Source organism: Mariniflexile ostreae, assembly GCF_042427585.1.
Classification (GTDB): Bacteria; Bacteroidota; Bacteroidia; order Flavobacteriales; family Flavobacteriaceae; genus Pseudalgibacter; species Pseudalgibacter ostreae.
Map to the genome: position 1 here is coordinate 90950 of NZ_JBHMFC010000105.1, position 13497 is coordinate 104446.

9 protein-coding genes and 1 other RNA gene are annotated in these 13497 nt (G+C 33.5%); 5 read left to right on the plus strand and 5 right to left on the minus strand.

Annotation, left to right across the window (positions count from 1 at the left end; all coding sequences use genetic code 11):
- Positions 1–132 precede the first annotated feature (132 nt).
- The gene (locus ACFFU9_RS15790; protein ID WP_379862450.1) at positions 133–4458 is read right to left on the minus strand and encodes a glycosyl hydrolase family 18 protein; all 4326 of its coding nucleotides are present in this window, start codon (positions 4456–4458) and stop codon (positions 133–135) included.
- A gap of 285 nt (positions 4459–4743) precedes the next feature.
- Here ACFFU9_RS15790 and ACFFU9_RS15795 point away from each other — a divergent pair, with 285 nt between their 5' ends.
- The 3 genes from ACFFU9_RS15795 to ACFFU9_RS15805 all read left to right on the plus strand — a co-directional run bounded on the left by ACFFU9_RS15795 (position 4744) and on the right by ACFFU9_RS15805 (position 7766).
- Complete coding sequence (locus ACFFU9_RS15795; protein ID WP_379862451.1) at positions 4744–5802, plus strand: sensor histidine kinase; 1059 nt, start codon at positions 4744–4746, stop codon at positions 5800–5802.
- Positions 5774–6502 carry a LytR/AlgR family response regulator transcription factor gene (locus tag ACFFU9_RS15800; RefSeq protein ID WP_379862452.1) on the plus strand — a complete coding sequence of 243 codons (729 nt, stop codon included), beginning with the start codon at positions 5774–5776 and terminating at the stop codon, positions 6500–6502. Before ACFFU9_RS15795 ends, ACFFU9_RS15800 begins: the two co-directional genes overlap by 29 nt.
- A gap of 535 nt (positions 6503–7037) precedes the next feature.
- Entirely contained in the window at positions 7038–7766 is a 729-nt protein-coding gene (locus tag ACFFU9_RS15805) for a LytR/AlgR family response regulator transcription factor (protein ID WP_379862453.1), read from the plus strand.
- A 171-nt stretch (positions 7767–7937) separates the two neighbouring features.
- Here the strand turns inward: ACFFU9_RS15805 and fsa are convergent, their stop codons facing one another.
- Positions 7938–8591, minus strand: coding sequence for a fructose-6-phosphate aldolase (gene fsa / locus ACFFU9_RS15810; RefSeq protein ID WP_379862454.1), 654 nt, complete (start codon positions 8589–8591; stop codon positions 7938–7940).
- A 371-nt stretch (positions 8592–8962) separates the two neighbouring features.
- On the opposite strand from fsa, the gene ACFFU9_RS15815 reads away from it, so the two are divergent.
- Complete coding sequence (locus tag ACFFU9_RS15815) at positions 8963–9895, plus strand: sterol desaturase family protein (protein ID WP_379862455.1); 933 nt, start codon at positions 8963–8965, stop codon at positions 9893–9895.
- A 129-nt stretch (positions 9896–10024) separates the two neighbouring features.
- Here the strand turns inward: ACFFU9_RS15815 and ACFFU9_RS15820 are convergent, their stop codons facing one another.
- Both ACFFU9_RS15820 and ffs read right to left on the minus strand, forming a co-directional pair.
- Positions 10025–10828 (minus strand): SDR family oxidoreductase, encoded by an 804-nt coding sequence (locus tag ACFFU9_RS15820; RefSeq protein WP_379862456.1) that lies wholly within the window; start codon positions 10826–10828, stop codon positions 10025–10027.
- Between the two features lie 131 nt (positions 10829–10959).
- Positions 10960–11058: signal recognition particle sRNA small type (gene ffs / locus ACFFU9_RS15825), an RNA gene on the minus strand.
- An 88-nt stretch (positions 11059–11146) separates the two neighbouring features.
- Here ffs and ACFFU9_RS15830 point away from each other — a divergent pair.
- Complete coding sequence (locus ACFFU9_RS15830; RefSeq protein WP_379862457.1) at positions 11147–12178, plus strand: glutaminyl-peptide cyclotransferase; 1032 nt, start codon at positions 11147–11149, stop codon at positions 12176–12178.
- An 18-nt stretch (positions 12179–12196) separates the two neighbouring features.
- Here the strand turns inward: ACFFU9_RS15830 and ACFFU9_RS15835 are convergent, their stop codons facing one another.
- A complete protein-coding gene (locus ACFFU9_RS15835) occupies positions 12197–13477 on the minus strand; it encodes a glycosyltransferase family protein (protein ID WP_379862458.1) in 1281 nt (426 codons plus the stop codon).
- Between the last annotated feature and the right edge of the window lie 20 nt (positions 13478–13497).

A 13497-nucleotide genomic window follows, 5' to 3' on the forward strand; every position in this document is an offset into this window, starting at 1 on the left:
CGTTGTTCCCTTTTCAGCATCAAAAAAACACCTAACAGATTTTTAATTTGAAGATTCGAAAATTCAAATAAAAAAACCACCCAATGACTTGTATTGTTATCATGGGTGGTATTGGTTGGTTAATAATATAAATTACTGCTTGATAATTTTACCGTTTATTGTTCTTGTGGCAACTGAAATAGTGTAGAAGTACATACCTGACTCCAAATTACTTATGTTATAGGTTTTTAAATTAAATCCTTCTTTCAAAACCTTATCTTTAAACTCTAATACTTTAACTCCATTAAGATTAAACACTTGTAGTGTAATATTCTCATTAGCTTTAGAAGTTTCAATGTTTAAATACATTAAGCCTTCTTTAACAGGGTTAGGATATACTTTAACACTTTTTATAATCCCCTCATCAAGTACTGATTTATGGTTCAGATTTTCCTTGTTAGATTTTTGAAGATCTATGGTTGTTAAATTTCTTTCTTCTGTACAAACACCTACTTCTTTCCACGCATTTGGCCAAGCCCAATCATCTACACTACCAGGAGTATATGGTCCTCCTATGGTACACCAGCCTCCCACTAAACACTCATATTTCTTACCAAAATTCTGAACAATATCACCTGTATTGTATGTGGAACCATCCACATAGTGACTGGTATCGCAACCTTCCCCTGTATTCATTTCTACGATTATATTCACAACAGAAGATGTGGTATTTGCATTACTATTATCTATTGCTATTGCTGTTAATGTGTGACTCCCAATTACAGCTGTCCAGTTTGCGGTGTATGGCGATGACGTATCTTCACTAATTTTATTTCCATTCACATAGAAGGCAACCTTAGTAACACTACCATCAGGATCATTAGCATTAGCACTAATTGCTATATCATTTCCTATGATAAAAGACGAACCCGATTGTGGAGAAGTTAGAGAAACTGCTGGAGCTATATTAGCTTCTCCACAAGGATTACCATTAACCTGATGGATTGCAGCAAGCAATGAGGTTGAAGCATTACTAGTATCATGGGAAAGTTCCCATATCATAATTCCTCCTCCTCGTTGTTGAGCCAGTTCTGCTTTTTTCTTTATGGTAGTTGTTCCATTGTAATAAACACCATTGTAAACATCACTTGTAGAACTTGCTCCTTCTGCTATTAAAGTTGCATAACTTTTCCATGAAGGGCGCCCATAAAAGGGCACACCTAATATTGCTTTTGATTTAGGTAAACCTCTACCCAACCAATAATCTAAAGAGCTTTCAGCATAACTAAGTGGAGAGTGTAGTGCACCATCGCCACCATCATATGCCATAAGATTTAAAAAATCAACAGCGTCAAATACCTCTGTAAGGATTCCTGTTCCAGCCCATCCTTGTGCAACAACAGCAGCAGTTAATAATTTACCACGACTATGTAGTTGGACACTTAGCTCTTGCATTAAAAGCAAATAGTTTTGCGGTTGACCAGCAGCTCCTTGATCATCTGGATATTCCCAATCGATATCCACACCGTCAAGATTATATTGATTAACCAAGTTAATTACATTATTTACAAATGCGGTTCTTGTAGCAGCTGTAGATGCTAATTGTATAAAACGATTATCATTACCGCCACCGTCACCAATGTCCCATCCTCCTATAGCTATCAGAACCTTAACACCTTGCTGGTGTCCTAAACTAACAACTTGTTGTAGTTTTTGTACATTCTCAATAGGTTCTATACTACCATCTGCTCTAGGCAGTGCAAAGGCGTAATTGATATGGGTTAATTTATCATATTGAATATTATTAGCATCTCCTTGCCAGCTAGGGCTATAGCCTACTACTTTGAAACCATTATCATTATTATCACAATCGTCACTGTCGGTTGAGGTAACATTAATATTTACTGCACTTGATGTAGTTAATAGATTGTTACTATCTGTAGATTTCGTGGTTAATGAATAATGTCCAGCAGCAATATTGTTCCAATTAAAGCTATATGGACTAGAGGTATCTTCTCCTAATTTAGTTCCGTTGCTAAAAAATTCGATTTTGGTAATACTCCCATCATTACCTGAAGCATTTACATTAATCGTCACATTGGCACCTTCAGTATAAGATTGTCCGTAATTTGGTGAAGTAATCACTACCGTTGGTATAGTATTATTTCCTTCACTACATGGACCTATTAATGTCCAAACACCTTCTTGATTGGTTACAGGATTATTATTTTGTGTCCACCATTCAGCTTGGTATTCATTTTCCATATAAGAAACTCTGTCTCCTTTAATATATACTTGTCCAGGGACATATGCGGCCGATGTACAAGAAGCACCACCACTGTTCTTTACAATAAGAGAAACAGATGTTTCTGTTACCCCACTTTCATTGTCTGTAGCTTTTACATTAATCGTATGGCTTCCTTCTAAAACATTCGCCCAGGTATAGGTATATGGCGCTGTCGTTTTTTTTCCTAATAAGGTAGTTCCATTATAAAATTCTACTGTTTTTATGGTGCCATCTGTATCGGTTACATTTGCTGCTATGTTTATTATAGTCCCTGCTGTAAATGTTTCTCCGTTTTTGGGAGAAATAATGGATACCATTGGTGTTTGATTGCCACCAGTTCTACTTACTCTTATTGAAACGGAGGATGTGGCCGAATAATTTTGATTATCAAATGCTTTTGCCTTAATAGTATAATTTCCAGGAGCTACATTCATCCAACTAAACGCATAAGGAGCACTTGTGTCTTCTCCAATTAAAACATCATCATTATAAAACTCTACTTTAGTAATATCACCATCTATATCAGTAGCATTTGCTGTTATAGTAATTTCTGTACCCGCATTAAAAGTAGCGTTTGGGCTTGGAGAGGTTATAGAAACCGTGGGATTGATGTTACCAACAATTCCATTAGCAAACACTTCATTTACTTTATTTATTAATGGTGATTTTACAGTAGACCATCTTTTAAGTTTAGTTCCATAAGATTCGTATGATCCACTTATTTCCAAATCACCAAAAACAGTCCACACGATAGTACCGGCAAGATTATTATCTTTAATATACTGTGCTTTAATACCAATAGACTCCTCATCATCATAACTCAGAAAAAAGTTTCCTTTAGTCATATAAGGTACTTTAGCCTGGTTATCCCATTGCTTTGTCCATCCGCTACCCGCACCTGTTTTTTGATTGATAAAGAAGTAATTTGGAGTGCCATCATAAACATCCAACGGCCAGTTGGTATAATCAGCAGCAGTGCTTACAGGACCATCTGGCTGAATGGTTACATTCGTTTTAACTGTTGCTGCATTTAATGCTGCATTTCCATTGGTAACCACTCCTCTTCCGTAAAATGGGATACCAAAATTTATTTTATTAGAAGGCACGCCCATAGCAGTCATTTTATTAAATAAGGTCTGCCAGTTAAAGTCAGGTGCTTCAGCCCCATCATAAGGATAAACAGGAGCATTATGGCCCGCTTTATTAGACCAGCCCCCATTAAAATCGTAAGTCATCATGTTAAAATAATCCATGCTATTCGCTAGCTTAGACCAATTAAAACCTTCTAACTTTTTATAATCTCCGGCCATAGCCGCTGTAATCAATTTATCAGATCCTATAGCATTTCTAATTTCCTGAACTAAATTCTCAAAATTCGCATAATCCGCATAAGTTCCTGTAAAGTTCATGCCGGAAAATACTCCAGGATATTCCCAATCCAAATCGATACCATCAAAGCCCATATTAATAAGCTTTTTACAATCTTCAATAAAACGAGCCCTTTTTACAGGATCGGCAGCCATTTCAGGAAAATGTTTACACATACTCCATCCCCCAATAGAGGCCATGACTTTAACGCCATTTTGGTGAGCTAAATCCAGTAATCCTTTAGCTCCACTGCCTTCTTTAGGAAGTGGCAATGGCAATACGCCTTCAAGGCCCCATTGAGGATGGGTCCACGTACTGCCACCTACTGCCACTTTAAACCCTAAAGCTTCTGCCCTTTCTTTTACGGCTTCATTTATCCATTGGATAGGTTCAATTTCTCCAAAAAGGATATAAAAATCCCAACTACTGTAAACATCGCCATATAATAAATCAGCGGGTTGTTGTACAGTACCTGACTGATAAATCTGTTTATTCCGAAGATCACCACTATGCAAAGACCCATCTACAGCGACTCCAAAGAAAGAATAGTTAAGAATCGTGTATTTCGAATAGTCGATATTTAATTGTGTTAAAGCTCCTGCAGAAGGAACCCCCGCATTGTCAGACTTCCAGGCATCCCAATTGGTGATATAACCAATAACCTGCTTGTTATGTTTAGACGTATTAGCATTTCCCCCTGTGTTTACTTGGGCATAATTAAAATTTATATAAAGGTTAAAAAATAAAAAGAACAATGTCTTTATGTTTAATGGCTTAAAAAAACACTCTTTAGTGAGTTGTCTTAGTCTTTTAATGTAAGTCATGAATAATTAAGGTTAAGTTTTTAATATAGATTAATATTTAAAACTATAGAAAAGCTCCTTTAATAAAAAACTAATTAGCTAAATGGCTGTGGTATGTATATAAGCAACTGTAAAATGCGCCTAAATAGCTTTATGGTTACGTATTATAAAAAGAGAAGCACAAATGCTAGATAACTCATTACGTAAATTAGTGTTGTTTATCTAAAAAAACAACTTTAAAACATAAAAAGTATTATTTTTCATACATTCGAGAAATATTTTATTAACTGCGACCTTAATATTAAAATGAAGGGCTTTAAAGTAAGAAAAAACACAATACATCACATTCTTTTTTGGTTAATCTATTTTGGATTAAACACCTTTAGATGGGGGCGATATTTTGATGATTATGCCTATTCTTTTAACTCGAATGTGGTTGAGTTTTCAATACATATTATTTTGGTATACTTCAATTTATATTTCTTATTGCCAAGACTAATACCCAATAAATATTTAATATACATTTTCACACTCTTAACAGTCGTATTGGCTATGACTTTCGTAAGGATTATATTTACTTATGAGTTTATCACTACAGATGTATTTAAAGAAGCCGAAAGACCAGGCATTTCAGTCTTTGATTTTAATTATGTTCTTGCTGCTTATATTGGGCAACTATATGTAATTGGGTTTACAACTGCAATAAAAATAACTATTGATTATGTTAAAAACTTACAAAAAACTAAAGATTTAGAAAATCAAAGCCTTGAAAATGAACTCTCTATGCTCAAATCTCAGCTTCAACCTCATTTTTTTTTCAACACTCTTAATAATCTTTATTCTTTAACACTTGAAAAATCTAACAAAGCTCCAGAAACCGTTATAAAACTATCAGAATTAATGAGTTATGTTATTTATCAAGGAAGTAAAAAGGAGGTGCCTTTACACGATGAAATTAAATATATCCAAAATTATATCGACTTAGTATTATTACGATTTGGAAATCGGGTAAACGTACTCTTCTCCATAACTGGAGTTATGGAAAACCACTATATCTCTCCCTTATTATTACTACCTTTTATAGAAAATTCTTTTAAGCATGGAACCGATTGTAATTTGGACAAGCTTTCATTATACGTTGATATTCAAATTTTTAAAAATAAACTAATTTTTAAAACCCGAAATAAAAAAACAAATAATTATATAGATAGTAATGCAAAAGGAATTGGATTAAAAAACACCAAACGTAGACTTGGTTTATTGTTTGGTGATGATTATAATTTGATTATTAATAATACCCCACATAACTATACCGTTACCCTCAAAATACCACTGAATGGAAATAATAAAATGTCTCATTATTGACGATGAGCCCCTAGCAATCAATGTGATAAAAAAACACTTGGAGAATTTTGATCATTTTGAAATTGTAAATAGCTATAATAATCCAGTTGAAGCCATTAATGTACTAACAAAACATAAGATAGATTTAATATTTCTTGATATCAATATGCCAAAACTAAATGGTATAGAGTTTATTAAGAATCTTAAAAACCCTCCCTTTATAATTATTACAACAGCCTATAGAGAACATGCTGTAGAAAGCTTTGAACTGAATGTTGTAGATTATTTAGTTAAACCAATAGCATTAAATCGTTTTATAAAAGCTCTTCATAAAGTATCCCGACTCCAATCCTTTAAAAAGGATACTTCAGCTGGAAATACTAATAGTTCGTTTGTAAATGAAAATGATCATTTTTTTGTAAAAGTCAACAAAAAGATTGTGAAAATTTATTTTGATGAAATTTTTTATATTGAAAGTTTAAAAGATTATGTTTCTATTAAAACTATTTATGGTAATTACATCGTAAACTATAACCTGCTAACCATTACTAAACTACTATCAAAACATCCCTTTATAAGAATTCATAGATCTTATACGGTTGCCACGAATAAAGTAGATGCCATTGATGGAAACTTCATTTATATTCAGGGAAAAACACTCCCTATTGGTAGGAGGTACGCAAAAGAAGTAAAAAGTAAAATACTAGATGGTTTTGTTTAGTTTATTAATTAGGACGTGACTTCAAAATTTTTGTAATATTTTTTAAAAAATCTAGCCATCCCAACGCTATTGGTTTTATTTCTATATAACCAAGTATTAATAACTACATAAACACCTGATTATATATCATTTTTAAATAATATAAAAAGATAAGGGGATTGTTTTCTTAGAAATTTAAGAAAATTTAAATAACACCTTATATAATTGCTACAATAGTATCTCTAAACTTGCTATAAATGCTAGTTGTAAAAACATGAAGTCCCTTAGGCTTGGCTATAAAAACCATCTTGGAAATTATCGAAAACCAATATCGGTTCCGACTAAAAGCAAAAAACATAGATATAAAGTAAATAATGTTGTTAATTTGTACATTAAAAATAAGATTAAACTTATGTTTGGAGCGATAACGATAACATGTATAATATTTACTATTCTACTTTATCTGTATATATAGCCATTTTAAAGATTAAAAATTGAACTTTATAACCCTACACCAACCATAATTATTTAGCGACCCCTTAAATACTCTAAAAGTTTGAAAATTAAATGTATAATAATAGATGATGAACCTTTAGCCATTAATATACTTAAATCTTTTTCAAAAGAGTTTAAAAATATAGAGGTATTAGGGAGTTTTAATAATCCTATAGAAGCGCTTAACCTATTAGAAAACAATTCTATTGATGTTATTTTTCTAGACATTAATATGCCTGAAATTAATGGTCTGGAATTAATAAAAAGCCTAAGTTCTAAGGCGCTTATTGTATTAACTACCGCTTATAGAGAATATGCGGTAGAAAGCTATCAATTAGGGGTTTTCGATTATCTAATCAAACCTATTCCTTTTAAGCGCTTTTTAAAATCTATTACTAAAATTGACGAGTTCTTACATCTTCAAAAAAACAGAAATTATCCAACCAAAATTGATGAAAAAGTATTCTTTTTTTATAAGGTAGATAAAAAATTAATAAAAGTAAAGTTTGATACTATATTATATATCGAAAGTCTTAAAGATTATGTCAGAATTTTTACTGAATCTGAAGATTATATTGTTCATAGTTCCTTAACTAGTATTACTAAAGCATTACCACCTAAAAATTTCATCCGAATTCATAAATCTTTCATCATTTCTATCAGTAAAGTAAAATTTATTGAAGGAAACACAGTAAATATCGCCTCTAAAAGATTACCGATAGGGCGCAAGTACGTTACTGAAGCTAAGAAAACTATCTTAAGTCCCGCTTTATTTGTACAAGGACAATAATTAAAGCCGTTTATATTATCATTCTAACTTCTTGCTATAGCGGTAAAGTATATGTATAATCATCCGATTTCGTTTACCAATAGATAAAAAAAATCTAAAGCTTTTTATACTTCAACAGAAAAGCCCCAACTTAATAAAAGTTGGGGCTTTTCTGTTGATAAAAGTTCCGTTTTAATTTCCTTTTTTATAATCTTCTAGAAACTGAGCTAAACCACTATCAGTTAAAGGATGTTTTAGCAAGCCTTCAATAGAACTTAAAGGGCCTGTCATAACATCGGCACCTAATTTAGCACAATCGATAACGTGCATAGTGTGACGCACTGAAGCTGCTAGAATTTGTGTTTTAAAATCATAGTTATCATATATATGTCTAATTTCTGCAATCAAATTCAACCCATCAGTAGAAATATCATCCAGTCTGCCAATAAACGGAGATACATATGTAGCTCCTGCTTTGGCCGCCAATAAGGCTTGCCCTGGAGAAAATACTAATGTTACATTCGTTCTAATACCTCTTTCAGAAAAATACTTACAGGCTTTAATACCATCTTTTATCATCGGCAACTTCACGACAATCTGCTCATGTAATTCTGCTAAGGCCTCCCCTTCTTTAACCATACCATCAAAATCTGTGGCAATTACTTCCGCACTTACATCACCATCAACAATATTACAAATATCGACATAATGTTTCATGATATTATCATGTTCAGTAATGCCTTCTTTAGCCATTAAAGATGGATTTGTAGTAACGCCATCAAGCACACCTAGGTCTTGGGCTTCTTTTATTTGAGCCAAATTGGCTGTGTCGATAAAAAATTTCATATTTAAAGTTTTATTTTAGAATGTATTGCAAATTTACACTTTTATGAAAACTTTTAAGTGTATTTCAATCAAATTGTGTTATGCTTTTCTAAACCCTTAGCTTTATTAATTTGAAAGCAAACTTTTAATTATGATTTCTTGATTTTTAATTTTTTAATGATAAAGTTATAGGGCAATCTAGTTTTTAAAAACGTAGACCGTTTAAAAAAATCTTTAATTTAAAAGCGGTTAAAGGGAGCTTTTAAAAAGACTAAACCAGATATCCCAACGGGTTTAAAAAAAATTAGCGTTCTTTGCCCAAGGGTTTACACATTATATGTTGTAAAATTTACTCCCATTCACACAAAAGCAACTGTATAAAATAACAATAAATGGATTTTACTAACCCTTTGGTTTACGGTGTTCCCGTTTTTTTAGGACTTATAGCATTAGAACTTTCCTATAGCAAGGTTTATGATAATAAAAAACTATATAAATGGAAAGATTTAATATCAAGTTTATCACTTGGCATAGGCTCTGCTGTAATCGCTGCACTTATAAAAACCATTTCTATTATTGTGATTTTCAATTTCGCTTATGATTTTTTCAATCCTTTGGTTAATGGCGTTCGTATGAATATTATGGGCTGGGAATCCTTTGGGTATGCTTGGTATGTTTGGGTTATTTGCATGTTACTGGATGATTTCACATACTATTGGTTCCATCGTCAAAATCATATGGTTCGCTTCTTCTGGGCGGCACATATCGTGCATCATTCTTCAGATAATTTTAATTTGGGCACTGCTGTGCGCAACGGTTGGTTCACTATTTTTTATAAACCTTTTTTTTATGTTTGGATTGTAATCATTGGGTTTCCGCCAGAAATGGTTGTGGTATGTCTGGGAATAGAAGCGTTATGGCAATTCCAATTACATACACAGTATGTTAAAAAAATGGGATTTATAGAGAAGTTCCTAAACACCCACACCATGCACCAAGTGCACCACGCACAGAATATCGAGTATATGGACAAAAACCATGGTGGCATCCTAAATGTTTTTGATAGAATCTTTGGAACCTGGAAAGAACTGGATGAATCCATCACTATAGAGTACGGCGTTTCCACTCCTCCAAATTCTTATAACTTGTATGTTATTTTAACCCATGAATACATAAACATTTGGGCCGATATGAAAAAATCTAAAAACTGGTACCATAAGCTTATGTATGTTTTTGGACCTCCTGGCTGGAGTCACGATGGAAGTTCTCTAACTGTGAAGCAAATGAGAAAAGCATTAGCAGACACCTCTAAAACACCTCATTAAGTACGCTTTGGAAGTTGTATTTTACAGGTAATTGCTTTTAATAAAGGTTTTTCATGTTTTAATGAGCTTTTCAACATCATTACATAAAAAAGAGAATCCTATATAAAAACCTTGTTCTGCTCTGGCTTATTAAAGCTTATAATGCTTCATCAATAGCTTTTCATAAACCTTATCGGGTAAAACACGTTTCAATACAATAGAAAATTTTTGCATTAGTGCGCCAACTTTATAATGTCCTTTTGGATTTTTCGTATTTATAATATTATACACGGCTTCGGCCATCATATTAGGATTGCTTCCCGCATCTACGTGGTCGTTCATTAAACGCAAGGTATCGCCATAGGGCTTTTTATAGGGAGAATCGTCAAGCAAAGGCGCATGATAGCGCCCTGAAGCAATATTCGTAGCAAAATCGCCTGGCGCCACATTAGTCATCTGTATATTAAACCCCTTTAGTTCCATTCTAAAAGCTTCTGTAATAAGCTCTAGCGCCCCTTTACTAGCACTATAAACCCCTCGATACGGGAGTCCCATATAACCAGCAATAGAGGTTACATTTATAATTAATCCCGATTGTTGTTCTCGCATTTGAGGCAATACAGCTTTTATAACATTAATGGGGCCAAAAAAGTTGGTTTCAAAATTATTTTTAATTTCCGAGTCTGGTGTCTCTTCAATAGGACCGGTAATACCCGCTCCGGCATTGTTTATTAAAACATCTAACCGCCCCGCTTTTTCAATAATGGTTTTCACCGTAGCATTAATAGTAGATACATCCTTTACATCTAAAGCTAATATAGGAAACGTACTGTTTTTATAACGTTCGGGATTTCTACTGGTACCATAAACACGAAAGCCTTTCTCTGTTAAAAACTCGCCAATGGACTTACCGATTCCAGATGAACCACCTGTAATTAAAACAACTTTAGACATAATGAAATAATTTTATAAAAATAAGGCACCAAAATACAATATTAATTAAGAGATATCGTGTTGATGAACATCTTATAAACTAAAAAATCTTGATTCGCCACAGCTTTCAAGATTTGAGTTTATTGCACAAAAAAAGGCAAGCTACCTACATCACACCGCTACGACCATATACCTTTGCTGCGTTCCCGCCCTGGAGGGTTCTACAGGAGCTGGTTGTGTAGGACTTGCCAAGTGCAAATATACAATCTTTTAAAACTAAAGCAATGATTTTTTAAACTGATTTTAAATAAATACCTTGCTTAAAATTATAAAACAGTCATGAAAATACTTAAAACACTCACAACCATAAGTTTAAGCCTTATAATTATTTCGTGTGGTTCCAATTCCAACCAGAACAGAAAAGACTTTTTAATAAAAACAAACACAGAAAAAGGCAATATAGCAATAGGAAGCACCTTAAAACTTAGTTTAGAGAATAAAAAAAACCACATAATCGATTCTGTTTCCTATAATTTAAATGGAAAAAGCATAAAAGCAACTTCAGAGTTAAAAAAAGAAAAACTCGGCAAACACCCACTTGAAGCCACCGTTTATTTCAATAATGAAAAGCAAACAGTATCTACCGCCATTACCATTTTAAACAACGAAACACCTAAAATTTATAATTACAAGGTTATTAATGAATATCCACATGATATCACCTCATACACTCAAGGTCTAGAGTTTTATAAGGACACTTTATATGAAAGCACAGGGCAATACAAAGAATCTAAACTTCGGAAAGTAAATTATAACACAGGGGAAGTTCTAAAAAATATAGATTTAGCCGACGAGTATTTTGGAGAAGGCCTTACCATCATGAACAATAAAATTTACCTTTTAACTTGGCAAGAAGGCACCGGCTTTGTTTACGATGTGAATACTTTCGAAAAACTGAGCAGTTTTAAATATGGAAACAGTAAAGAAGGTTGGGGCTTATGCAACCACGATGGCGTATTGTATAAAAGTGATGGCACCGAAAACATTTGGACCTTAGACCCCGAAACACTCGTGGAGCAAGATAAAATACAAGTGTACACCAACAAGGGCAAAATTATTGGCATTAACGAAATGGAATGGATCGATGGGAAAATTTATGCCAACCGCTATCAAAAAGATGGGGTTGCAATAATTAATCCGAAAAATGGAGCTGTTATGGGTGTCATTGACTTCTCCCCTCTTAAAAAACGAGTTACCCAACACGATGGTTTAGATGTTTTGAACGGCATCGCTTATAACCCAAAAACGAAAACGATTTTTGTTACGGGCAAACGTTGGGATAAATTATTTGAAGTAGAAATTGTGGAGTAAAAAACGTTTTCTAAAAACTTAAATTAAAGTTACCAATTGCCTTGTTAATGCCTGTCTACTATATTTTTGTAAACCGATTGGATATGACTGTAAGCTTTTGTTTTGAAACGCTTTATAATGACTTAATATAGTAGCTTTTAATTTATCGTAATCGGTGTAATAAAAATAATGCCCTGTATTGGTTTCTTTTAAAATGGCTTCCACATCGGAATATTGAGGCCCAAGGGCAATTATAGGGCGATTAGACACCATATACTCAAATAGTTTTCCTGGAATGATACATTTAGTGTCTTCGGAATCAATTTCTACCAACAGCAGCATTTGCGATTCTCTTTGCAATTGAATGGCTTCGTGATGCGACACATAATCTGTTATTTTTAAATGAGTTTCCCATTGATAATTTTGAATAGATTTTAACACCTCTTTACTAACCGCGCCAACCAAATGGAGCTGAAAATCTTTCGAGAACGCTTTATTCTCTTTTATTAAATCGTTTAAAACCTCCCAAAGCACTTTTGGGTTTCTTTTTGAAAGTAAGGACCCTATATGTGCCAATGAAAATTTGGTATCCATAGAAAGCGCTTTGGTAGGCTCTCTATCGTAACCATTAGTAATAACAGCAATCGGTTTTTTAGTGATTTGGGCGAACTCTTTTTTCGTAACAGAACTTGTTACCACAATTTGATCGGCAGTATTTAACACATCAGCTTCGAGAGCTTTATGCTTTTCCTGAGCCGATTTTGTAAGTTTTAATTGTTTATGATACCCAATGGTAGTCCATGGGTCTCTAAAATCTGCCAGCCATTTTAACCCCAATTTTTCTTTTAGCTCCCTGCCAATAAGGTGTAAGCTGTGCGGTGGCCCTGTAGTTATAACAGTTTCAATTTCGTTTTTTAAAATATATGCTGAAAGATATGCTACAGAAGGCTTTACCCATCCAACACGAGCATCGGGAATAAAAAAATTGCCTCTAATAAAAAGCATGATTTTCTCTAAAAATGATTGCTTTTTATCTTCAGAAATAATGCCTTTACTTATCGTTTTAGCCTTACCTTTTGAAAATAGTCCCGCCATTTTATAAGGTTCGTCTATGGGGTGTTTTAAAATCGTGAGCGATTGTGATACTTCCTTAGCTAAACTACCATCAAGCAAAGGGTAGTGAGGATTTTCTGGTACATAAACAATAGGTTCTATGCCAAAGTCTGGTAAATATTTCACAAATTTAAGCCAACGCTGCACGCCCGGTCCACCCGCAGGAGGCCAATAATATGTGAGGATGAGTACTTTTTTTTTTACCATTTTTATTCTGCTCTAGAATT